The sequence below is a fragment of the Neptunicella marina genome, from assembly GCF_014270035.1.
In the GTDB taxonomy this organism is placed as follows: Bacteria; Pseudomonadota; Gammaproteobacteria; order Enterobacterales; family Alteromonadaceae; genus Neptunicella; species Neptunicella marina.
Genome location: NZ_JACNEP010000001.1, coordinates 223,673 through 247,486 on the forward strand (window position 1 = coordinate 223,673; position 23,814 = coordinate 247,486).

22 protein-coding genes and 4 tRNA genes are annotated in these 23,814 nt (G+C 44.2%); 16 read left to right on the forward strand and 10 right to left on the reverse strand.

The genetic code is table 11. The annotated features are described in order from the left end of the window. Positions 1 to 171 precede the first annotated feature (171 nt). The 12 genes from H8B19_RS19285 (at position 172) to H8B19_RS01120 (ending at position 8,952) form a co-directional block, all read left to right on the forward strand. A complete protein-coding gene (locus H8B19_RS19285; RefSeq protein WP_186504925.1) occupies positions 172 to 507 on the forward strand; it encodes a DUF4405 domain-containing protein in 336 nt (111 codons plus the stop codon). 102 nt (positions 508 to 609) lie between these two features. After that, positions 610 to 1,680, forward strand: a complete 1,071-nt coding sequence (locus tag H8B19_RS01070; protein WP_186504926.1) for a 6-phosphofructokinase — start codon at positions 610 to 612, stop codon at positions 1,678 to 1,680. 228 nt (positions 1,681 to 1,908) lie between these two features. Continuing rightward, positions 1,909 to 3,327 (forward strand): F0F1 ATP synthase subunit beta, encoded by a 1,419-nt coding sequence (atpD, locus tag H8B19_RS01075; protein WP_186504927.1) that lies wholly within the window; start codon positions 1,909 to 1,911, stop codon positions 3,325 to 3,327. A gap of 46 nt (positions 3,328 to 3,373) precedes the next feature. Then, positions 3,374 to 3,760 carry a F0F1 ATP synthase subunit epsilon gene (locus tag H8B19_RS01080; protein ID WP_186504928.1) on the forward strand — a complete coding sequence of 129 codons (387 nt, stop codon included), beginning with the start codon at positions 3,374 to 3,376 and terminating at the stop codon, positions 3,758 to 3,760. A 1-nt stretch (position 3,761) separates the two neighbouring features. After that, entirely contained in the window at positions 3,762 to 4,094 is a 333-nt protein-coding gene (locus H8B19_RS01085; protein WP_186504929.1) for an AtpZ/AtpI family protein, read from the forward strand. Then, a complete protein-coding gene (locus H8B19_RS01090) occupies positions 4,081 to 4,422 on the forward strand; it encodes an N-ATPase subunit AtpR (protein WP_206683149.1) in 342 nt (113 codons plus the stop codon). Before H8B19_RS01085 ends, H8B19_RS01090 begins: the two co-directional genes overlap by 14 nt. Continuing rightward, complete coding sequence (locus H8B19_RS01095; RefSeq protein ID WP_186504930.1) at positions 4,412 to 5,137, forward strand: F0F1 ATP synthase subunit A; 726 nt, start codon at positions 4,412 to 4,414, stop codon at positions 5,135 to 5,137. The genes H8B19_RS01090 and H8B19_RS01095 overlap by 11 nt, the downstream gene beginning before the upstream one ends. 10 nt (positions 5,138 to 5,147) lie before the next feature. Beyond that, positions 5,148 to 5,429, forward strand: a complete 282-nt coding sequence (locus tag H8B19_RS01100; protein ID WP_186504931.1) for a F0F1 ATP synthase subunit C — start codon at positions 5,148 to 5,150, stop codon at positions 5,427 to 5,429. A 3-nt stretch (positions 5,430 to 5,432) separates the two neighbouring features. Continuing rightward, entirely contained in the window at positions 5,433 to 6,275 is an 843-nt protein-coding gene (locus H8B19_RS01105) for a F0F1 ATP synthase subunit B family protein (protein WP_186504932.1), read from the forward strand. Next, positions 6,272 to 7,834, forward strand: coding sequence for an alternate F1F0 ATPase, F1 subunit alpha (locus tag H8B19_RS01110; RefSeq protein WP_186504933.1), 1,563 nt, complete (start codon positions 6,272 to 6,274; stop codon positions 7,832 to 7,834). The genes H8B19_RS01105 and H8B19_RS01110 overlap by 4 nt, the downstream gene beginning before the upstream one ends. Continuing rightward, positions 7,827 to 8,711, forward strand: coding sequence for a F0F1 ATP synthase subunit gamma (locus tag H8B19_RS01115; RefSeq protein ID WP_186504934.1), 885 nt, complete (start codon positions 7,827 to 7,829; stop codon positions 8,709 to 8,711). The genes H8B19_RS01110 and H8B19_RS01115 overlap by 8 nt, the downstream gene beginning before the upstream one ends. A gap of 37 nt (positions 8,712 to 8,748) precedes the next feature. Continuing rightward, on the forward strand, positions 8,749 to 8,952 hold the full coding sequence (locus tag H8B19_RS01120) for an SAP domain-containing protein (protein ID WP_186504935.1): 204 nt from the start codon (positions 8,749 to 8,751) through the stop codon (positions 8,950 to 8,952). Between the two features lie 563 nt (positions 8,953 to 9,515). Here H8B19_RS01120 and H8B19_RS01125 read toward each other — a convergent pair. From H8B19_RS01125 to H8B19_RS01155, 7 genes are all read right to left on the reverse strand, one after another. After that, positions 9,516 to 9,602: transfer RNA gene (locus H8B19_RS01125), tRNA-Leu, on the reverse strand. A gap of 204 nt (positions 9,603 to 9,806) precedes the next feature. After that, a tRNA-Cys gene (locus H8B19_RS01130) sits at positions 9,807 to 9,880 on the reverse strand. A 10-nt stretch (positions 9,881 to 9,890) separates the two neighbouring features. Next, positions 9,891 to 9,966 (reverse strand) — tRNA-Gly (locus H8B19_RS01135). Between the two features lie 158 nt (positions 9,967 to 10,124). Beyond that, positions 10,125 to 10,703, reverse strand: coding sequence for a CDP-diacylglycerol--glycerol-3-phosphate 3-phosphatidyltransferase (gene pgsA, locus H8B19_RS01140; RefSeq protein WP_186504936.1), 579 nt, complete (start codon positions 10,701 to 10,703; stop codon positions 10,125 to 10,127). Positions 10,704 to 10,721: 18 nt separating this feature from the next. Further along, on the reverse strand, positions 10,722 to 12,551 hold the full coding sequence (uvrC, locus tag H8B19_RS01145) for an excinuclease ABC subunit UvrC (protein WP_186504937.1): 1,830 nt from the start codon (positions 12,549 to 12,551) through the stop codon (positions 10,722 to 10,724). Positions 12,552 to 12,555: 4 nt separating this feature from the next. Further along, complete coding sequence (gene uvrY, locus H8B19_RS01150) at positions 12,556 to 13,206, reverse strand: UvrY/SirA/GacA family response regulator transcription factor (protein WP_186504938.1); 651 nt, start codon at positions 13,204 to 13,206, stop codon at positions 12,556 to 12,558. A 103-nt stretch (positions 13,207 to 13,309) separates the two neighbouring features. Then, positions 13,310 to 13,507 carry a hypothetical protein gene (locus H8B19_RS01155; RefSeq protein WP_186504939.1) on the reverse strand — a complete coding sequence of 66 codons (198 nt, stop codon included), beginning with the start codon at positions 13,505 to 13,507 and terminating at the stop codon, positions 13,310 to 13,312. Between the two features lie 258 nt (positions 13,508 to 13,765). On the opposite strand from H8B19_RS01155, the gene H8B19_RS01160 reads away from it, so the two are divergent. The 4 genes from H8B19_RS01160 to H8B19_RS01175 all read left to right on the forward strand — a co-directional run bounded on the left by H8B19_RS01160 (position 13,766) and on the right by H8B19_RS01175 (position 21,515). Continuing rightward, positions 13,766 to 15,868 carry a TonB-dependent receptor gene (locus H8B19_RS01160; protein ID WP_186504940.1) on the forward strand — a complete coding sequence of 701 codons (2,103 nt, stop codon included), beginning with the start codon at positions 13,766 to 13,768 and terminating at the stop codon, positions 15,866 to 15,868. Between the two features lie 56 nt (positions 15,869 to 15,924). Continuing rightward, positions 15,925 to 16,980, forward strand: a complete 1,056-nt coding sequence (locus H8B19_RS01165; RefSeq protein ID WP_186504941.1) for a PepSY-associated TM helix domain-containing protein — start codon at positions 15,925 to 15,927, stop codon at positions 16,978 to 16,980. Between the two features lie 42 nt (positions 16,981 to 17,022). Continuing rightward, positions 17,023 to 17,673, forward strand: a complete 651-nt coding sequence (locus tag H8B19_RS01170) for an HAD-IA family hydrolase (RefSeq protein ID WP_186504942.1) — start codon at positions 17,023 to 17,025, stop codon at positions 17,671 to 17,673. Positions 17,674 to 17,801: 128 nt separating this feature from the next. Further along, a complete protein-coding gene (locus tag H8B19_RS01175) occupies positions 17,802 to 21,515 on the forward strand; it encodes a hypothetical protein (RefSeq protein WP_186504943.1) in 3,714 nt (1,237 codons plus the stop codon). A gap of 299 nt (positions 21,516 to 21,814) precedes the next feature. Here the strand turns inward: H8B19_RS01175 and H8B19_RS01180 are convergent. The 3 genes from H8B19_RS01180 to apbC all read right to left on the reverse strand — a co-directional run bounded on the left by H8B19_RS01180 (position 21,815) and on the right by apbC (position 23,767). Beyond that, positions 21,815 to 21,891, reverse strand: a tRNA-Pro gene (locus H8B19_RS01180). A gap of 115 nt (positions 21,892 to 22,006) precedes the next feature. After that, positions 22,007 to 22,606, reverse strand: a complete 600-nt coding sequence (dcd, locus tag H8B19_RS01185; RefSeq protein ID WP_186505177.1) for a dCTP deaminase — start codon at positions 22,604 to 22,606, stop codon at positions 22,007 to 22,009. 84 nt (positions 22,607 to 22,690) lie between these two features. After that, a complete protein-coding gene (apbC, locus tag H8B19_RS01190; RefSeq protein ID WP_186504944.1) occupies positions 22,691 to 23,767 on the reverse strand; it encodes an iron-sulfur cluster carrier protein ApbC in 1,077 nt (358 codons plus the stop codon). Positions 23,768 to 23,814 lie beyond the last annotated feature (47 nt).

The window sequence follows — 23,814 nt, forward strand, 5'->3', positions numbered from 1 at the left end:
ATAAAACACCGAATATCAAGATTGTCGCTAAAGATGCCAACCCGAATCATCAAACATCCAGATAGTAATCAACAGATTGCAGTGTTTGAAATAAACAATATTGATCCCAGTCAAGGTTTTATAATGTATCAATACTAAAATAACTTAAAACAGCAACGCTTCGGTGAAATCATGAAATGGACTGTCGTGTTAGATATTCTGCTCGTTTTACTTGTGTTAGTTCTGACGTTCACAGGGCTATTGTTGACCAATACACTACCGCCAGGGAGTAGAAGACTCACAGTCTGGACACTGAACCGACACCAATGGGGTGACGTGCATTTTTACCTGTCAATGCTGTTTATCACTGGCCTTGTCTTACATCTCATAATGCATGTTCACTATATAAAATCAGTTATTGCTGGCAACAACTTGCGTTGGCAACGAACAAGACTAATAGCCGCCGTTATGGTCATAACGATACTTATTGCTCTGACGGTCATGCCTTTAATTATGAAGCCTGACTAAATTGTCAGTTTTACAATCATAAAAGCTGTCATTCAGAAGGTGGTGACATATGACGCATAACACTAATAACAACCTACATAAGTCCAGTCACAGAGGCACAACATGCGTATAGGAATACTCACAGGGGGTGGGGATTGTCCCGGATTAAATGCGGCAATACGGGCTGTAGCCAAAAGTTTAATACTCAATCACAAAGCCCGGATTATTGGTATAGAACAAGGTTTCCGGGGCTTAATTGAGCAGCAGGTAAGGCCATTAAGCTATGCTGATTGCAGCGGAATCTTGAATATGGGTGGCACCATACTGGGCACTCATAACAGTGCAGATCCGTTCAACTATAAAGGTCAGGATGTATCGATTCAGGTACTTGATTACTATCACAAACTTGGTCTCGACGGCCTGGTTGTTATTGGCGGTGACGGCACTATGGCCATTGCCCATAGCCTTGCGGGGTTAGGCATAAATGTAGTGGGTATGCCTAAAACTATCGACAACGATCTTATGTGTACCGATAGAACCTTTGGTTTTGATACCGCAGTAAGTATCGTCACCGATGGCATTGATCGACTACGCACGACAGGTCAGTCACACCGAAGAGTCATGATTCTGGAGACCATGGGCCGTTATGCCGGGTGGATTGCATTACATGCAGGCATGGCCGGGGGAGCAGATGTGATCCTCATCCCGGAATTTCCTTACTCCATAGAAGAAGTCGCCAAAGCCTGTAAAAATCGTATGGGTGAACAACATTATTCGGTGCTGGTTGTTGCTGAAGGAGCTATGCCTTCAGGTGGTCATATGACCATCAGAGAATCACTGGATACCAGCCCCGATCCGGTTCGCCTGGGAGGCATAGGGAATGTGCTTAAACACCAGTTAGAAAACCTAATTGATGCTGAAGTGAGATCAACTTGTCTGGGACATATTCAACGGGGAGGTTCCCCTACCGCGTTTGACCGTATATTTGCCACCCAGTTAGGTAGTTATGCCGCATCGTTAGTTGCAAACCGTGAATTTGGAAAACTGGTTGTTATGCAGAATAACCAACTAAGCAGCGTGCCTCTGGCACAGGTCGCAACTCAAAGCAAAAAAGTTGACGGGCATGACTTAACCTTCCAAAGCGCGCTAGCAATGGGTATAAGCTTTGGGCTCCCCTCACCTGCTAACAGTTAGACAATAAAAATATTTTTTAACAAGCGGTTCGATCACAGACTATATGTTTGTGATCCCGCTTAAATCAGCGATTAAATCTGTCTTGACGCTAACGCCCTTCATTTTGTACAAAAATTGATCCACATCAACAACAATCAGGCAAAAAACGCATAACAATACCTACTTCATGATGCGTTAATTAAATCTGTCACTTATATTTTTTAGACAGTAAGCCGAAATGGGTTTGTGATGGACACTACTTCTGCTACAAAAAATACAGGTAGCGTAACTGCAATTCGTGGCAGTGTTGTTGATGTCAGATTTCCGATTAAATTGCCGGCAATTTACAATTTGCTCTTCAGCCCCGATAAAAAAATCGTGCTTGAAGTACAAACCCAACTTGATGAGCAAAAAGTAAGAACTGTCGCCTTTACCCCTACCCAACACCTTGCCCGGGGCATGTTAATCGAAGATTCGGGGGCTCCTCTGATGGCACCGGTGGGTGATAATATCTTATCGCGGATGTTTAATGTCTTCGGTCACAGTATTGATGGTCGTCCAACTCCAAGTCAGATTAGCTGGCAAAGTGTACATGCATCTCCACCGCCTTTATCCAGACGTTCAACCAAAACAGAAATGTTTGTAACCGGGATAAAAATTATCGATGTTCTGATGCCATTGGAACGAGGGGGGAAAACCGGCCTGTTCGGCGGTGCTGGTGTGGGTAAAACAGTGCTGTTGTCAGAGATGATCCACAATATGCTCGGCCATCAGCAAGGAGTAAGTATTTTTTGTGGTATTGGTGAACGCTGCCGTGAAGGTGAAGAACTATACCGGGACATGCAACAAGCCGGCGTTCTGCCACATATGGTAATGCTGTTCGGCCAAATGAACGAACCGCCCGGAAGCCGCTTTAGAATTGGCCATGCAGCCTTAACCATGGCCGAGTATTTTCGGGACAAACAACAACGGGATGTGCTGTTATTAATTGACAACATTTTCCGCTTTATTCAGGCCGGTTCCGAAGTATCCGGATTAATGGGACAAATGCCGTCACGTATGGGGTATCAGCCAACGATGGCAACTGAACTGGCAAGTCTTCAAGAACGGATTGCCAATACAGATAAAGCGGCAATTACTTCCATTCAGGCGGTTTACGTGCCCGCTGACGATTTTACCGATCCGGCGGCAGTGCATACCTTTTCTCATTTATCTTCCACCATTGTGTTATCGCGTAAACGAGCCAGCGAAGGACTCTACCCGGCAATTGACCCCTTATTGTCCAGTTCCAAAATTGCCACACCAGGCATAATTGGTGAACGGCATTATCAGATAGCTCAGGATGTACGCCGTACACTGGCTCAATATGACGAACTCAAGGATATCATTGCGATGTTAGGACTGGATCAATTATCCGCAACCGACAGAGAAGTGGTCAGCCGGGCACGCAGACTGGAACATTTTTTCACCCAACCTTTTGTAACGACCGAATCATTTACCGGTCTGGAGGGCAAATCGGTGCAGCTTGAACAAACACTGGATGGCTGTGAACGAATTTTAAACGGGGAATTTAATCAATTCCCGGAAAACGCACTGTATATGATTGGCTCCGTGGATGAAGCACACATTGCATCATCAGCTTCAGTTGCAGCAAATAACAATGAATAAACCAATGAACAAATTTGATAACAAAGGGACGATGACAACAAACAGGATGCAGCTGAAAATTTTGCAACCCTTTGCCGTATTTACCAACGTCACCAACGTGTTACGTATCGTCGTGGAAACGACAGAAGGTGCTTTTGGCTTGCTGCCATTACGCCTTGACTGTGTGGCGGTGCTGGTTCCTGGCATTCTGAGTTACACCACAGAACAAGGCGAGTTTTTTGTGGCTGTGGATGAAGGTTTGCTGGTCAAAACCAATGAACAGGTAGTGATATCGGTTCGTCATGCCAATGCGGGTAATCACCTGAATGAGTTACGTGACAAGGTAAAACAGGATTTTTTATCCGCAGATGACGCAGCCCTGCACACAAAACAAGTGCTGGCCAAACTTGAAACGGGCTTCTTACGACGTTTTCTCAGTTTGACCAAAATCTAATATGCGTAACAAGATCTCCCGTCATCATCGGCAACAAAAACTGGCCGAGCTAATCGACGATAAAGCCAGGCGCAAAATTAACGCGCGCCGGGATGAACATAATCAGGTGTGGTTTGGACTGGGAATGATGGGACTAATTGGCTGGTCCGTAGCGCTTCCGACTCTGCTGGGAATTGCCATAGGTATGTGGCTGGACAGCATAGATACGGGCCCCCGCTCATGGACGCTGGCATTACTTATGGCGGGCTTGTGCGTTGGCTGTTTCATCGCCTGGCACTGGGTCACTAACGAAACCCGCTGTATACATAAGGAAAACACAGATGATGACAACTAACTGGCTGATCCATTTGACAACCTTCATAGACCAATACTTACCGCCATTGTTGGCTGGCTGTGGCATTGGACTATTTTTCTTTGCCACCTTATGGATCACTGTACATAAAGGGCTGAAATCGGGCAATCCTGCCCTGTGGTTTGTACTGGGTATGCTCGTCCGCACGGGAATAAGTTTAAGCCTGTTCTACATTCTGGCGGCAGGAGACTGGCAACGTCTGTTGATCAGTTTATGTGGGTTTATTGTGGGCAGACAACTGGTTCATAAGTTAATCCAACGGATGTCGGGCGAACAAAGAGTAATGTCCGGGGTTCATCATGCACCTTAGTCCCGATGACATTATTTTTTGGCAATACGGCATTATCAAACTCAATGCTACTATCGTTTTTACCTGGGTATTAATGCTGGTACTGACCTTGGGAGCGAAGCTGATCACTCGCAACCTAACCGGCCAGTTAAACCGTTCCCGCTGGCAAAATTTACTGGAAATAATTGTTACCAGTATTGAACAGCAAATAAAAAGCATTGGCCTGCGCCATCCACGTCGCTACATTGGCTTTCTGGGTAGTCTTTTCCTGTTTGTAGCCTGTGCCAATCTATTTACCCTGTTTCCTGGCTACGAGCCGCCAACGGGTTCGTTGTCTACCACCCTGGCACTGGCATTATGTGTCTTTCTTGCCGTACCGATCTATGGCATTTACCAAAAAGGGATATTTAACTATTTAGCTTCCTATACTGAACCTGTGTGGATGATGTTGCCATTTAATATTATTGGTGAACTATCAAGGACCCTGGCACTGGCTGTGCGCCTTTTTGGCAATGTGATGAGTGGCAGTATGATCATGGCAATATTGCTGGTGATTTCACCATATATCTTTCCACTGGTTATGACCGCACTGGGTCTGCTCACCGGTATGGTGCAAGCTTATATATTTTTTGTTCTGGCTGCCGTTTATATCGCCGCAGCAACCCAGACATCTGCCGGACAATCTAAACCGGTAGCCAACAGTTCCGTTCAGCTACATTCACCCACTAAGAAATAAGGCCATATTTATGGATAGTTTGACTTACATCTCAGTCGTTTCGATCATAACTGCCGGTATTACCATTGGTTTTGGTGCTCTGGGACCGGCATTTGCAGAAGGTCGGGCCGTCGCATCCGCACTAACTGCTTTAGCACAACAGCCGGATGCATCAGCAACAATTACCCGCACCCTGTTTGTAGGACTAGCCATGATTGAGTCTACCGCCATTTATTGTTTTGTAGTCTCGATGATCGTGTTATTCGTTAACCCGTTCTGGAACTATTTTATTGCTCTTGCAGCAGGACACTAACTCATGCTGATTGACTGGTTTACTGTGGGTGCTCAGGTACTTAATTTTTTGTTACTGGTGTGGTTGTTAAAACATTTTTTATATCAACCAATTCTCAATGCCATTGATGCCCGCGAGCGGGAAACAGCAAAGATTATCAACGACGCTGAAAAAATCAAACGCGAAGCAAGCGACCAGTTGCACATCTATCAGCAAAATAACCAATTACTCGAGCAACAACGGCAAGCCTTAATCACACAAGCCACTGATGAGGCCAATCAAATACGAGACCGATTACTCAACAAGGCCAATCAGGATGCTCAACAACTAACGCAACAGCATCTGGCATCCATATCTGACGAGTTCATTGCCATACAACAGGACATCGCCACCAAAAACCTGCTTGAAGTGTTTGCCATTAGCAACAAGGTATTAACGGAGTTAGCCAGTCAATCTTTACAAGAAAGTATGTTTGCGCTGTTTATTCAACATTTAACAGCCGCGTGCAGCAATATGACAACAAACCCGCTGGTTGGACTGGATGAACATAACAAGATTCTGGTACGCAGTCGCTTTGCCTTATCGCAGCAACAGCAACAACAAATTGAACAATGCTTACAACAATCATTAAAATCTGATACTACGCTGACATCACAAGTTGAATACCAACATTCCGAAGCCTTGTTGTGTGGCATAGAAATAAGTACTAGTGGATGGAAACTTGCCTGGAGCAGTGCCAATTATCTGCAGCAATTACAACAACGAGCCAGTGAGTTAGCCAAACAACTTTTGCCCAATACAACTCAACCAGCATCAGAATCCCCTGTAAATGTTGATGACAACGGCGCCAACGGAGCCTCCCTTTGAAATCCAACGCCGAATTCGAATTAAACAACTTGTTTGACCGTCAATATGAACTGTTAAACCAGTTACGGGAAACAGTGTCACCTGACCTATCTGTTCAGGAAGTGGGTTATATCATCAGTGTTTCCACCGGCATCGCTACGGTTAGTGGTTTGCCTGGTGTGGGTTATGAAGAACTGATTAAATTTCCCCATGACATTTATGGTATAGCCTTCAATATTGATGAAGAACTCGTCGGTGTCTTATTGCTTGGCCCGTTTGAACAACTCAGCGCCGGTGACGAAGTACAACGCACCGGGCGCGTGATGGATGTCGCGGTGGGAGAAGGATTATTGGGGCGTGTTATTGATCCTTTGGGGCGTCCACTGGATGGACAAAAACCGCCACAACTTAGCGAAAGAATACCAGTGGAACGGCCTGCCCCGGAAATAATGCAGCGTGCAGCCGTTAATCGCCCCTTGCAAACGGGCTGGAAAGTGATCGATGCGTTACTCCCAATCGGACGGGGTCAGCGTGAACTGATCATGGGTGACAGAAATACCGGTAAAACCACAATTGCCATTGATGCCATGCTAAATCAGCGCGGTAAAGACGTTATCTGTATTTATTGCGCGATTGGTCAGCGAGCAGCATCGGTGGCCAAGACTCTGGCCATATTGCGTAAAAATAACACAATGGACTACAGCATAGTGATGGTGTCAGAAGGCAACGATCCCCCTGGGTTTAACTATATCGCCCCTTATGCCGCAACCAGTATTGCTGAATACTTTATGCAAGCAGGTCGCGATGTCCTCATTGTCTATGATGATTTAACTCAACATGCCAGAGCGTATCGTGAGTTGTCTTTATTGCTACGCAGGCCCCCTGGCCGTGAGGCATTTCCTGGAGACATTTTTTATATTCATTCGCGCCTGCTGGAGCGGGCTACCCATTTAAAAGCCGCTTTGGGTGGGGGGTCTTTAACGGCACTCCCAATACTGGAAACCGAATCGCAAAATATGTCGGCCTACATCCCGACCAATCTGATATCGATTACCGACGGGCAAATTTATTTGTCACCCACCCTGTTTGAACTCGGTATTTTACCCGCCATCGATGTGGGAAAATCCGTATCCCGGGTAGGAGGAAAAGCCCAACATGGTGCTTTTCGCAGTGTAGCCGGTGATCTAAAACTAGCCTACGCCCAGTTTGAAGAGCTGGAAACCTTTGCCCGCTTTGGCGCCCAACTGGACCACGATACGTTAAAGACAGTGCATCGGGGGCAACGGATCCGGGCTTGCCTTAAGCAATCAGCCAATAGCCCTATGAGCGATGCCGAGCAAATTTCAGTCTTGCTGGCATTAACAGCAGGCCTGTTTGATCCAATACCATTGTCTTTAATGCCGAACGCCGAACATGCTGTACGCATGACCTGCAAACAAATGCCCTCTGCGCTTTTGAACAGATTGGCTGGCACCGATCCTTTAACTGAGGCTGATCAACTCAATATTATAAATATTACCAGGCGTGCGCTGACAGAGTTTGAACAAACCGCGACTACTCAGGGAACAGGCCATGAATGATTCGATGGACAGTTTGCACCATAAAATAAACAGCGCGGCAGATCTAAAGTCGGTTGTGCGCACCATGAAAGCCATTGCCGCCAGCAATATCAGCCAATATGAAAATGCGGTTAAGTCACTGGATGACTACTATCGAACAGTACAACTGGGTTTAACCGCTTGTGTGATGAACAACAGTCAACTCACTTCAGGATGGGAGTCGGCTAACTCTAAACAACCGGGAATTTTTATTATATTTGGCTCCGATCAAGGCTTGGTCGGGCAATTTAATCAACGCATGGCCAGTTTTGTCCAGTCGGTGATAAACCAACAAAGCAAACCGGGGGCATTATGGCTGGTTGGTGAAAGAATTAACACCCATCTACCCGGCGACCAGTCCAATGTTGCCATGCATTTTAAATTACCCAATTCAGTTAACACTATTACTGCCCTGATTGATGACATTTTACGGGAGCTGGAAGTTCAGCTTGAGCAGGGCAATCTTGAACAAGTCTGTCTGGTCAATCACCAGCCTCAGTCCGGTTCCAGCTATAAGCCGGTTTGCCAACAATTATTACCGCTGGATCAACGCTGGTTGCAAGATATTGTGTTACCTCGCTGGCCAACTAACAAACTTCCACAATTACTTGGCGCAATGCAAACAACTTTCCCGGCACTGGTGCGTGAATATTTGTTTATGTCTTTGTTCAAAGCCTGTGCAGAGTCGTTGGCCAGTGAAAATGCCAGCCGGTTGGCCGCAATGCGCCGCGCAGAAAAAAATATCGATGATTTACAGGCCAATTTACACCAGACGTTTCATCGCTTGAGACAAACCGGTATAGACGAAGAACTGTTTGATTTGATCGGCGGATTCGACGCCCTGAACAAGGTTGAATAGAAATAGTCCCGGCTCTTTATTTTTTGAGGAAATCAGAATGAACATGAAGCAAATCAGCGAAATAGCCATACAATATGGCATCAAACCCAAATACATCAGGAAAGCCGAATTAATTCACCTCATCCAGCGTAATGAAGGTAACTTCGATTGTTTTGCCACTGCCTATCAGGGGGTTTGCGATCAAGAGAAATGTTTGTGGCGTCAGGATTGTTTGAAGCAAGCAGTCAAAAAGTCCCACTAACCGACTATAGAGTTATATTCGAAAAAATATGAATTGATCAACAGGGTATACGCACTGGATGGATTCTGAAATGCCTGATATTGCAAGTAATGTATCAAATTTATTTAAAATGACCCCATTACAACCCCAAGATAATACAGGCTCTGATTAAGACTATGAATTTATTGGCAATAATTGGTGCCCGGGGCCGGAAAAAATCGTCTGGAGCGATTTTTAACATCGGAGCATGCGACGATGGCCCGAAGGGTAAGCACCATGGATGGTGCGCATACCTGAACCGCATGCGAAGCATCGGTTTAAGGACGGCCATAAACACAATAATGCATCATTCGCAGAATTAAAAACTAACTATGAAATTAAGATAAGAATTGGTGCCCGGGGCCGGAAAAAATCGTCTGGAACCATTTTTAACATCGGAGCATGCGACGATGGCCCGAAGGGTAAGCACCATAGATGGTGCGCATACCTGAACCGCATGCGAAGCATCGGTTTAAGGACGGCCATAAACAAAATAATGCGTCATTCGCAGAATTAAAAACTAACTATGAAATTAAGATAAGAATTGGTGCCCGGGGCCGGACTTGAACCGGCACGAAGTTACCTTCGAGGGATTTTAAATCCCTTGTGTCTACCAATTTCACCACCCGGGCATCGGATGTAAGCCATAGAGACTTATAAAGTGAGGTTGTTCTGTTTACGCTTCGCGTAAATCCTTGTGGTCGCCCTTTCGACATCCTGTCTCGGTCGACACTGGTGCTATCCTGCACTGCGTCTACCAATTTCACCACCCGGGCATCGGATGTAAGCTTTTCAGCTTATTAAGTGAAGTCATGTGACTCACGGGGAGCCAAACATGGAGGCGGGTCCCGGAGTCGAACCGAGGTCCACGGATTTGCAATCCGCTGCATAGCCACTCTGCCAACCCGCCAGAGAAAGTTTGGAGCGGGAAACGAGACTCGAACTCGCGACCCCAACCTTGGCAAGGTTGTGCTCTACCAACTGAGCTATTCCCGCATTTTTCTCTACATTGACGCCTCAGCTCAATGTGGGGTGCATTCTACAGCCAAGCTTTTTTCTGTCAACACTAAAAATGACACTTTTTGTTTGATTGCTTGATTTTTGACAGATACGTCGTAATTTCAATCAAAAGCGCCGTTTTATACAACTGAAAGTTACTTTTTAGCCTCTGGCACAATAGTTAAGTATTTCCATGCCGCAATTAAATAGGCTGTCATCGACCATACAGACAACACAGTTGCAATTAACAGCAATATGTAGCCCAAAGTCACCCAATAGATAGGAATTCCCATAAATTCCTGTAATTCCGACAAGAGTCCAATTAAAGCTAACATTTGTGCCATGGTTTTGGCTTTACCAATAAATGAAACCTGCACACTGTCTTCATGGCCACTACCTGCCATCCACTCACGTAATGCGCTAACAAACACTTCCCGTGCGGTCAGCAATACCGCGGGGATGGTAATCCAGGGATCCTGATAAGTATGCGCAATCATCAATAATGCGGCGGCAACAATTAATTTATCAGCTACCGGATCTAAAAATGCGCCAAACGGTGTGCTTTGCTGTAGTTTACGTGCCAGATAACCATCCAGCCAGTCCGTTACTGCAGCAAACCAAAAAATAAAGGCAGCAGCCTGATGTGCCCATTTCCAATCAAGAAAATACACAATGACAAAAACCGGGATTAACAACACCCGAACACAGGTTAAAATATTAGGTATGGTCCACATATAGCCTGACTTTTAATATTATTGATTTAAATGCTGATGAATCATTTGTGCCAGCTCTTTACTTATACCGGGCACTTTTGCGAGCTCATCTGCGCTGGCTTTAAGTACTTCCTGCAGCCCGCCCATGTATTTCAACAGACTTTGACGTCGTTTGGCGCCTATTCCCGGAATAGATTCGAGCTTAGACGTTTTTTTGACTTTTTGACGACGATTTCGATGTCCTGCAATAGCAAAACGGTGCGATTCATCCCTGATATGCTGAATTAAATGCAGCGCTGCAGAATCGGCACTCATCGGAATAGTATCACGATTCCCACCCAAGATAAGGGTTTCGAGTCCGGCTTTTCGGCTTGCCCCTTTTGCTACCCCGATTAACAAGGGCTTTTTCTCCAGCGGCCAGTCGCCAAAAAAGTCTTCAGCCTGGCTTAACTGGCCTTTTCCACCATCGATAAACAAGATGTCAGGAATTTTTTCGGCGTCGGTAGCATTTTTATAACGGCGTTTTAGCGCCTGTGCCATCGCAGCATAATCGTCCCCGGGTGTAATGCCTTCAATATTGTAACGACGATAATCGGTTTTATAAGGCCCTTCCCGATTAAATACCACACAGGATGCTACCGTTTGCTGACCGGAGGTATGACTGATATCAAAACATTCCATGCGCTGAATTGGCGTTTGTCTGTCTAAAGTCTGCTCTAACATCTGATAGCGAGCTACCATGGATTTATGCTGATTCTGGCGCGCTTCCAGTGCGTTATCAGCATTAGTATTGGCCAGTTTAAGATATTTGGCTTTCTCACCCCTTGTCCCCCGGAACAGCTTAATTTTGCGCCCGGCATTCTGACTTAGCAGCGTTTCAATACTGTCCTGATCTTCAATAGCCAGAGGGATAACAATGTGTGCCGGCAAAGATTTATCACCGGTTAAATAAAACTGCAGTAGAAATGACTGAAAAATTTCCAGCTCGCCTGCTTCTTTGGGAATTTTAGGGAAATAGGCTTTACTACCCAGCAGTTTGTTATCGCGAATAAACATGCCCTGAATACAGGCAATACCGTTACGGTAAGCGAAACCAAAGACATCCATTTCCTCTTCATTACCACTTACATGCTGCTGCTCCTGCACTTTTTTAAGTGATGCTATCTGGTCACGATACTGCGCCGCTTTCTCAAACTGCAACGCCATACTGGCTTGTTCCATTTTTTCCACCAGTGTGTGGATCACCTGATTACTTTTCCCGCGCAAAAACAAACGGGCTAAATCTACCTGTTGCTGATATTCCTCATCACTCACTAAACCCTCCACACAAGGGCCAGCGCAACGTTGAATCTGATACTGTAAACAAGGACGCGTACGCGCCTGATAATAACTGTCTTCACACTGACGGATCGGAAACAGCTTTTGCATAATGCTTAAACTTTCGCGTACCGCCCACGCGCTGGGATAAGGGCCAAAATATTCACCGGATTTGTTGCGTGCACCACGATGACTGGTTAAGCGCGGATGGCGATGCGCAGATAAAAAGATAAATGGATAAGATTTGTCATCACGCAACAATACGTTGTAGCGCGGTTTGTATTGTTTTATATAGCTGTTTTCGAGGATAAACGCTTCGGTTTCGCTGTGAGTAACCGTCACATCCATCTGCTGAATTTGCCGAACTAACGACTGAGTTTTAATGCTATCGACATTTTTACGGAAATAGCTGCTCACCCTTTTTTTAAGGTTTTTAGCTTTACCGACATAAATAACATCACCTGCGGCGTTGTACATGCGGTACACACCGGGTTGATTGGTCAGATTTTTTAAAAACTGTTTAGAGTCAAACTGCGACTGTTCACCTGACATGCCGTTAGAGAGTGTCCATCACTATCAGTTTATGTCGCAGCGCTAAATGGGTTAACTCAACTTCTCCACTGACATTTAGTTTTTCAAATAAACGGTATTTATAGGTATTCACAGTTTTGGCACTGAGACTTAGCTGCGCTGCAATATCCGGAACCTTATTCCCCTTCGTGATCAACAGGGTAATCTGCATTTCCCGATCAGAAAGTTGCGCAAATGGATCATTCGCTGAGGGACTTAACTGACCAATAGCAATTTGCTGCGCCAGTTCGTGCGAAATATATTTTTGCCCATGATAAACATGATGAATCGCTTTGATCATTTCCGCAGGCGGTGCATTTTTGGTCAGATAACCATCCGCCCCCATTTGCATAACTTTGCCCGGAAACGGATTATCCGTTACCACAGACAAGACAATTAACCGGGTACCTAAATCAAGTCGAATAAGCCTTTTCAGGGCTTCCAAGCCTCCCATGCCTGGCATATTCATATCCATTAATACCACATCAGGTGGATTGTCTTTACAGAACTTAATGGCTTCTTCACCGGTTGAGGCTTCACCCACAACTTTTAAATTCGCTTCATCATCGAGAATTTTACGGATCCCGGTACGAACCAGGTCGTGATCATCAACCAGTAATATTTTAATGGAGGCCATGCTTCCGACTCATTAGTTAAATGCGACTAATCCGCAGAATGTAATGCGATTCACAGCGCCAATCAAGACACATCTGCGGTGTTCACAATTATGTATTGTGATATTAACGATAAAAAGAGGTACTCAGGCGGTTCCATCCCGTGATCACATCTTCTTTGCCCTGCCCGGTATTTTTAGCAAAACATTCAGGAACCTGGCATTTGATCATCCAGCGATCAGTGCAACCCTTTATGGCTACCAAACCCGAAGCTGCACCACCACAACGACAAGGTGTAATTTTATCCGGTTGTGATTCAGCCACTGATGTTTAATCCACATTGCCACTTCTGCTCTAAGTGCATAATACGCCTGTTAAAAATGAAAATCAGCAGCCAGTTGTGGCCTAATGCTTTCAACACAGCACATAAGGTATTTAAAACCAGCAAAATCAATATGCATTTTTGAATAAAATAGTTAAAGCCCCTCTGTTTATCCGCCCTCCTTCATGATATTTTAATAACAATTATTATCATTTAGATTTTCAACCAACATTTTTTGTTATCAACGAGGATAAAACCTGATGTCGTTCCCGTTATCAAAACTTTGTTTTGCTTTAACAGCTGCTCAATTACTGACTGTTCCTGCTTACGCTGATGAAGATCAGCTAGAAACCGTGGTGGTCACCGCATCACGAACCGCAAAGCCGTTAAGTCAAATTCCAAACACCATTACGGTAATTGACCAGCAACAACTGGCACAGCAACTGGCGGTGCAACAGGATATTTCCACGGTGTTAGGTAATTTAGTACCCGGCTTTTCGCCCAGTCGCCAGAAGATGACCAGTGCGGGTGAAAGTTTACGCGGCAGAAAACCCTTATACCTTATCGACGGCATCCCACAATCTAATCCATTACGCAGTGGTGGTCGTGATGGCCATACGATTGACCCTTTCCTGCTAGAACGAGTTGAAGTACTACACGGTGCCAATGCCATTCACGGATTAGGTGCCGCTGGCGGTATTATTAACCTTATCACTAAAAAGCCCGGTGATGGCCTTGAACAAAAACTTCGTTTCGATACCAGCTTTCAAACGGAAGAACTATCTGAAAAAACCTTAGGCGTAAATTATTCATTAGCCAATCGTTTTGAAAACAGCGACATTCTGGCTGCAATCACTTATCGCACCACAGGCATGGCTTACGATGCCAACGGCAATTTAATCGGTGTTGATAATACTCAGGGTGACACCATGGATGCCGACACCTTTGATGGTTTTATCAAAGCGGGTTATGAATGGAATAAACAACGTGTAGAAGTGATGTTTAACCGCTATCAGATTGAAGGCAAAAATGACTGGATTTCGGTTGCAGGTGACGTCGATGCCGATATTCCCAGCAGCGCCGAAAAAGGCACACCCGATGGCGAAGCGGCACAAAATAAAGTCACCACAGTAAGTTTAAGTTACAGTAATCAGGACTTTTTTGACCAGCAGCTATCGGTACAGTTTTTCCGTCAGGATTTTGCCGGCACTTATGGCGCAGAAGCCACGCCAATCAGAACCTTTCAGGACCCGGATTATGGCGATGATTTAATCGACCAGTCACAAAATAATTCAGAAAAAACCGGGGTAAAAATCACCCTGGTCAACAACGCATTGTTGGGTTTGCCGGTTGATTTAGTTTATGGTCTGGATTTATTGCAGGACAAAACCTGGCAGGCACTTATCCAGACCGGTCGAGCCTGGGTTCCCCCCACGGAATACCGTAACTATGCCCCCTACGCGCAACTGGAATATGCAGGCAATACGCCGTTATCAGTGACAGCAGGTGTACGTTACGAGAAATCTAAATTGCAGGTCGATGATTTCACTACCCTTGCCTCTTATGGCAGCCAGTTTGTAGAAGGTGGCGATCCGGAATTTTCCAAAACCCTGTTTAATCTGGGCGGAACTTACAAACTAAGCCAAACATGGCGAGTATTTGCCAATTATTCAGAAGCCTTTTCGATGCCGGATGTAGGCCGGGTATTGCGTGGTATTAATGTGCCTAACCAAAGTGTTGCGACCTTTTTGGATTTAAAACCTATCCTCACCGAAAACACCGAGTTAGGTCTGGAATACACAGCTGACGTATTGCGTGCACAACTGGCCTACTACACCTCAGATTCTGATTTTGGTCAGCGTTTACAGCGCGATGAAGATGGTATCTACAGCGTAAAACGCGAACAAACCGAAGTCGACGGAATAGAATTCAGCTTAAACTGGGTAGCGACGTCTCTGGATACCTTTGGTATCCGTCTGGCAACGTCTGATGGGCGTTATGACTCAGATCAGGATGGTTCGGTAGACAGCGATTTAGGGGGCTCTAATATTGCTCCTGATCGCATTAATGTAAGCTGGGATCGTGCCTGGACAGACACCATCACCACCCGCTTACAGATCAATCATTTGCAGGATCGCGATCAAAAAGACGATAGCAACAGTATTGTTAATCAGTTTGATGGTTATACCACAGTTGATCTTAGCGCCAATATTGAAGCCTTTAACGGTGTGATTACGCTGGGTATTCAGAATCTGACCAATACCGATTACTATACCTACTATTCGCAATCTAACCCGAATGATAAACGTAACTTTAAAGGCATGGGACGCAGTTTCTCCGCCTCGTATCAGTTAAGTTTTTAATCATCAGTTGGTGCTCTGTAAAAAGCAGAGCACCACAAGAAACACATTTAGTCTGAATGAAACGATCTGAGTTTTTCCGCTTACGCTTCTGGCACCGCTGGCTGGGGCTTATCGCTATTCTGCCCTTAATCACCGCAGCCTTAACTGGTACGCTGTTAGTATATAAAAAGCCGTTGATTCGACTGTTGGTTACCCATAATGCACAGCTACCGGCAGATTTTTCACAACAGGGCTTACTTACGCAGATTGACCAGATAGAAACAATCTTGCATCAGCGCGGCGCCATAAGAGCCAAAGCACCCAACGAACAGGAACCTTACTGGACCATTACCAGTAAAAACCAGCAACATTTGCTGCTGTCGATTGATAATTTAACGCCCTATCAGTCAAATTTATGGTTACTTGATAGCTACGCATTTGTTCATCATTTACACACAAAATTGTTGCTGGAAAAAACCGGCCAGTGGATATTGTTAGTATCCGGCAGTTTTGCACTGGTTTTACTCATCAGCGGTTGTGTGCTGTGGTGGCCCGGCCGCAAAGGATTCCGCTGGAAATTTGTTAAACCCTGGCCATTTAAATTACGCATGGTACTGCAGTTTCATCGTCATAGCGGTGTGGTTGTCTTTCCGGTTTTATTCATCATTACGCTTACCGGCAGCATTATGTTGTGGCAAAAACAGGTGAAGCCGCTGCTCAACCCATTAGCAATGCAACAGCTCACAGCAGAACACAATGCTAAACCCGTCAAAAAGTCAGCCTCAGATGCATTAGCACTGGCACAACAACAGATCCCGGATGGTGCTCTTACCTATATTCGTTTTGCCAAAGGCGACAACGGCTTTTATCGCTTCCGTTTTCGATTACCGGATGAATGGCACTCTAACGGCAGAACATCTGTTAACGTGTACGCCAAATCAAATCGCATAAACGTCACGGCGCGCTCGGATGAAGTAACATGGCAATATAATCTGATAAATCAGCTTTACCCTCTGCACAGCGGTTATGGCATTAATGACTGGTACCAATTGTTCATAATGTTTGCTGGCTTAGGTCTGGCTTGGCTTAGCCTGACTGGCCTGTTAAGTTATGCCCGTCAAAAAATGAGGTAACCCTTTCCCCGATTTAATTTGCCCTAAAGGAGTCTGCAGTACATGTTTGAGCAAAAAGCCTACCGCGCGTTTTTATTTGATATGGATGGCACCATTTTAACCTCTATCGCCGCAGCCGAGAGAGTATGGACACGTTGGGCAAAACAGCACAAACTGGCTCTTGAACGTTTTATTCCGACCATTCACGGTGCCCGCGCGGTTGATACCATTGGCAAATTAAATTTACCTGGGGTTGATCCGGTTAAAGAAGCCGATTTAATCACGCAATGGGAAATGGACGATGTAGAAGGTATTTCCCCCATTGGCGGTGCCGCCGAATTTTTAGCATCGTTGCCTGATAAGCAATGGGCCATTGTTACCTCTGCTCCCTATGAACTGGCATTACGCCGCATTGAAGCAGCTGGCCTGCCAGTTCCTAAAGTATTGGTTGCCGCTGATCACATTAAAAACGGTAAACCAGCACCAGATGGCTACCTGACCGCTATGCAAAAACTAGGTGTAACAGCTGAGCAAAGCTTAATTTTTGAAGATGCCGAAGTAGGCATTAAAGCCGCTCATGCTGCAGGCAGTGATTTAGTGGTGATCACCGAAACCCACCATCAGGATTTTAACGGTGAGCAAGTTAATGTTGAGAATTATATTGGGTTAGAAGTGATGGTTGAGGGTGGGGAAATGAGGTTGGTGCAAAAGTAATAAAGCTGTTTAGATGCCTTACTGGTCCAGTTGAGCAAAATTAAAAAGAGCATCGACAAACATATTATATATTTTAATTTTTCTACAGTTATAACCAAAGTCTAAAACAGAATGCGTTTGGAGCAAGGATGGCTAAATCTCGCAAAGGTCGTAAAAACAAGAGTACGAAAAATCAGGATGACATCTTCAGAGCAATCGAATCGCTCAAGCGTCTCTTTACCCAGTACAAATTTGAGGACGTCGCGCTTGTACTTCTGACATCAGAATTATGGATTCCCAATCGGTCTAGTGGAGTAAAACACCAGCTCGCTTGGGGAGTATTAGCGACAATCAAGGCAGATGATTTCAAAGGAAGACAACAACTAAATAGTTTTCAAGACTTCATCTCATTTCACAGAACATTATTTAGTTTGATTCCTCCTTTCCCCATGTTAGAAGATTTCGTTCCTCAGGCAGATTGGGGCGAAATCAAATGCTTATACTCTAACACCGTTTACCCAGTATTTTTTGGTGGCTCCATAGAGAGAATCACTGACTTCATCAAGGCTTTTGAAATATTACACTGTACTTGTCCAGATGCAGACTTGCATATGGAACTTGCACTAAATACTCAACAACATTTTCTGTTGGAAATAAGCAAAAATTTGGCTGGTAGTACTAACTATGTTAGGCCCGGCCATGTTTCTATTCCTTCGGAACGCTTTTGGATGTTGGTTCAGTGTGCATTGAAGTCATTTAATCAAGCTATTGATAAGGCTGCCATCGAAGAGAGCTTCATAGTTGACATTGGGAATAATGAAATTCCAGAAAATTCGTCAAATTTTTCCGACAGCATTATGCAAGGAACATTTCAACAGTTCTTGTTTTTAAGGAATATTGACACGCTATACCCTGTGTCACTTAGGAATTTTCCAAGTTTCGTAATAGATCATTGGGACAGAAAAGAAACCAAATCAATTTTGGATTTTGAACATTACAGCAAAGTAAGCAGCCTAGTTACATCTAATATTGAGTCACACACTCCGGGACCTTGTATTCTAGAGGTAGCAGGCCTTGAAGAACCTCTAACTCTGACCAGCCTGATAAACTCCTCAGAAATCTTCTTCTTGCCAATTCCTATCACAGCAAAGCAGTTGGAAAACGTCACAAAGATAGCAGATTCAATCTATTCACATTTTGAAAGCTGCGAAGAAGTTGAGTTTTTCAGTCTCAATCGGACGGCCTCATTTAAATTATTTGATGAATTTTCATTTCAGAATCAAAACGTGAAGCTGCTGTTTATTCTAATGGAAGCTTCAATGTCGATGAGGTTCTTAGAATCACCGACTGAACCATCCTACTTAGTTCCTCTATGTGACCTAGTGTCTTTGTTATCTTCGTGGGATAGGGATGACAGTCTTTTGGATATTTTAAGTTTCGAAAAGGATCATCAGTTTGGTCCGATGACAGGTCTAATTGATAGATTAGCCGCTTACAAAGACTCAAATTCAGTTTTGATTGAAGGAACATATCAGCCAAACAAGATATTTCTAGACCCACACTATGGTTGTGAATGGAGATATAAAACACTTTTAGATTTTTGGGAAAAGGCTCCAAATTACTTTCCGATTAAAAACAAAGAATGGCTAGTAGAGAACGATTATGATGGCATTAAATCTATAGTAACTAAAACTGGCAGATATATGTCATGGTTCACAAAGGTTGGAAAATGTGAAATTCATTTCATTTGCTCGTTTGGCAACCAAAAGTTGGATCTTAACAATTTCAGAATTCTTAGGTTAGCAACAGAATGTCTTACTGATGCGTGCAAACAATGTGAGGAAATAATCAAGGATCTAAAGATATTTTCGAATAAGCAGGCACATATTTTCTGCGAAGCTAATCCCGATTCTCTTATTTCTGAATATAAAAACGAAAGCTCAATAGATAGTTTTGTTAGTGATGCTCTCTTCGAAAACTGGTTTCTACCCAAAACCAGTGAAAATTTTCCTAAAGTAAAAGTACAAGTAAATATCAATGTATTTGCTGAACAGTTTGACTCCGCAAAGGGTTCATCTGCTCAGGCGAATTGCCTTGAACAAATGTTGATAAGTCTATCTGATCTTTTGAACTTCGAAATAGACAATACTGTAATGGAGACTATCCGGAAAACAGCCTCTAGACCCGCACGTATGAGAATTAAGCAAATCCAACAAAACGTCGCAGTTCCAGAGATAGCAAACTACCGCGGGGTATCTCCAAGATTCTACAAAGAAGCCCGAAAAGACCTCGCATTCACGTTTTTGAGATTAGGTATTGCGCCCGGAACTTATCAGCTGCTTGAAGCAAAAAGTATAATGAACGATGCAATTTCAATCTATCGGGACGCTATACATAACCTAATAAAGCAATATAAAAAAATTGAGTTAATCAAATTAACTATAGAGAGTCATGAGAGGTTAGTTACACACTTCGACACTAATCAGCGGCGTGTGAAAATGAGCCTAGATCATGAAGTGAGCTATGACAGAGCTGAGGTGTATTCTAAATCATCAACCGAAAAAACCAGAAGCTCTAGAAACTTGCGATACTTAGTTGAGTTTACTATGAGTTTAGACACTAATGATGGCGAAACTCCCACTGAAAATGATCTCCAAATGCTTTTAGGGAGGATTGATTGGTTGATCGTTCTTTATGATGCAAGTGATACATTGCATTACGGTATAGATGTGGGAGGAATTAATATTGCTGGCGACTATGTACCCGAAGTATTTTTTTCTGAAGTAAAAAAGAGCGTGGAACTTGAGTTTAGAAAGAGTGACGCTAATTACAAACTCGGAATAGGCTCAAACAGTTCTGAAGAATTAAAAGTTACTGACGCAAAACAACTTGAAGAGTTATTTTCAGCATTTAAGCGTGAATTTGGTTTCGAATTCACATTACTACTAAATATATTAGACGTTCTCTCTACTTGGAGTTTTTATCACGAGGATGTTAACGCTGCATTTTCGTATACAGCCAATAGAGAAAGTTTAATTGATTTTCTTTGTAAGGAATTGTCAGAAAACTCCAAAGAAATTGTTGAGTCTGCAATATCATTCCTTACTTTAGACGGTTCGAAAACACGCCTATTGTTGGGTAAAACATCATCAGAACCTGATGTTCCAATATGGGAACACAACAAAAGGCCATATCGCTATACGATTCGCCCTATTGTAGCCCACAGTGATGGAGAGATTTTATGGGGTGCTAATGCCGCAAAAATTGCACTGACCATATGGCAAAACTCCATTATTGAAGGCTATTTGCCGTGCGATCTTGGCTCAAGTCAAATAGATGATGCTATTCGAAAAATTAAAAAATTCCTTGAAACTCAACTGGAAATACTGGCTCATAACGTTACTGAAGACTTTGCGCCATACCTAATTAGAGGAATAGATTTCTATCGCAGGTTTCCCAAACACAATTTTGAAGATGTAGGCGATTACGACGTTCTAGCGTATTGGCCGAAAGCAAACATATGGCTGACTATAGAGTGCAAGTACATCCAGCCCCCATTTTGTTTTAAAGACTCAAAAAGACTTAGAGACAAAATGTTCAAGAACAACCGCGATGATAGTCACTTTTGTAAGATCAAGAAAAAAACCAATTTTCTTAACGAGAATCATAATTTGATGCGAGAGCTTCTTGGTTGGCCGGAGCCGCAAGGCCAATCGGAGCTAACTGTTAATGAATTATACGTCAGTAAGAATACCTACTGGTGGATGTATTCTCCTCCGTACACTGTTGCAGCTGATTTCGTTCAAATTGACCTTCTGCGAAGCTGGCTGGAAGAGAGACAAGAGTTTCAGAAACCTGCATAGTTGATAACCAGTTGCCTAAATATTATTTTGTGCACTTTCACCACATCGTTACCACGGCTTTCGTAAGGGTGTTAGGAAAAATAAGCTAACTATTTGAAAAGGAATAGAAAAGTTGGTCGGTATGAGAGGATTTACTCCGGGCTCCTGCCCTCCGCCCTTCGGGCCGCACTAAAGTGCGTTCTAAAACGCTCCCAGCGTTTTAGTGAATCCGACGTAACCGCTTCGCGCTTATGTCGAAGGTTCAATTGGATTCTGTATTTGGATTGTACGATTAGAGATAATCGTAAAGGGAGATTAAATGGTCGGTATGAGAGGATTTGAACCTCCGACCCCTGACACCCCATGACAGTGCGCTACCAAGCTGCGCTACATACCGACCGAAGCCGCATAGTGTACTCATTTATCCTTGCTTTGCAATGCTTTAGACACGCATGTTGGTCTGTTTGCCTAAAGCATAATCAAATTGTATATGCCGCCTGTTCGAAAAAGGGTTATTTATTGCCTTCACTGCCATCAGCATCGATGCGGCTGGCAATGGCGCCATCCTGATTGCGGTATTTAGCATCGGTGCGGCTGTTGTAAGGTTTTTCAGCAAAATCCGACATCACTTCAAAACTGACCGCACCGATTTTCATCATGGGACGCAACGCCAAAGGCAGTTTTCCACCGTTGAAGAATTCCAGCACGATATTGCCCGACCAGCCGGGATCAATGCGGTGTGCGGTAACATGTACCATCAAACCTAAACGCGCCAGCGATGAACGGCCATCCAGCCAGCCGACGATATTGGCAGGCAGAGTAACGGATTCATAGGTGACTGCCAGCGCCAGTTCACCCGGGTGCAAAAAGAACGCTTCATTTTCCGGCAGAACAATTTCGTCACTCATGACCGAGTTTAACGCTTTTTGCATTGATTCCTTGGTGCCACTTAAATCGATATAAGGTGCCTGATGGTCCTGAAATACCCGAAACTTATTACCCAGACGAATATCCACAGTCACACCACTTATCATCGATTCTGCCGGTGGTGGGTTGATGGCAATTTTGCCTTCATCCAGATATTTTTTAATGTCTTTGTCGCACAAACGCATGGTTTTTATACTCAAATTTCAGGGGCTTATATTAAACCCCATGCCCTTAGCCGCCTGCAAGTTAATCGCAGCGATTTTACTGAATTATCTTACTAGTAATACATCAATGGCTTCACCCGAGTGCAAAATCTCCTGATACAAGGCTTTGCTGATGGATTTGGCCACTTCCCGGTAATGCTGACTAATAGATGAATCTGGCTCGGCAATTAACAATGGTTTACCTTCATCGGCGTGCTGACGAATATGTAAATCAAGCGGTAACTGCCCTAATAACGGCAGTGCATGTTTTTGCGAGAGCTTTTCACCACCCTGGCTGGCAAAAATATGGGCTTTGTGTCCGCAATTTTCGCACAGGTAATAACTCATATTTTCGATAATCCCCAGCACCGGCACATCGACTTTGTCAAACATGGCTATGCCTTTTGTGGCATCGGCTAACGCTAAATCCTGCGGTGTGGTCACCACCACGGCAGCCGCCACCGGTAAATTTTGTGCCAGGGTTAATTGAATATCGCCTGTGCCCGGTGGCATATCCAGAATCAAATAATCCAAATCCGGCCACTCGGTTTCATTTAATAATTGCTGCAGCGCTTTACTGGCCATAGGGCCACGCCATACCGCAGCGTCATCCTCGGGTACCAGATAACCAATTGAATTTGCGACAATGCCGTGCGCCTCGATCGGCTGCATGATTTTGCCATATTCAGATGCGGGCGATGCAGCCTTATTACCCAGCATAATCGGCACCGACGGGCCATAAATATCGGCATCTAAAATGCCCACTTTTGCACCTTGCTGCATCAGTGCAAAAGCCAAATTTACTGCTGTTGCAGACTTACCCACCCCACCTTTACCAGAGGACACCGCAATAATATTGCCGCTACCTTTTATGGCCGGGCGTTTGGTTTGCAGACGTTTTATTTGTGTATGAAATGCGAGTGAAACCTTGTGTTCATCATGCTCAAGCAATATTTGCTGTAGCTCAGTTTGCAGTTGTTCAACGTCCGTTTTTGCGGCAAAGGGCAAATGAATTTCAAGTTGTTGTTTATTTTGGCTAAACCAGTTTTTAACTGAATTGGCTGGCAGCTGATAAAAATCAGCTACCTGTTGTATTAACGCGTTTAACAATGTTTCCGACAGCGGCTTTTTGCCAAAAAACATATAATTCTCCATAGGTAGTGCATATCGCCAAATTTAACGATGCAAAC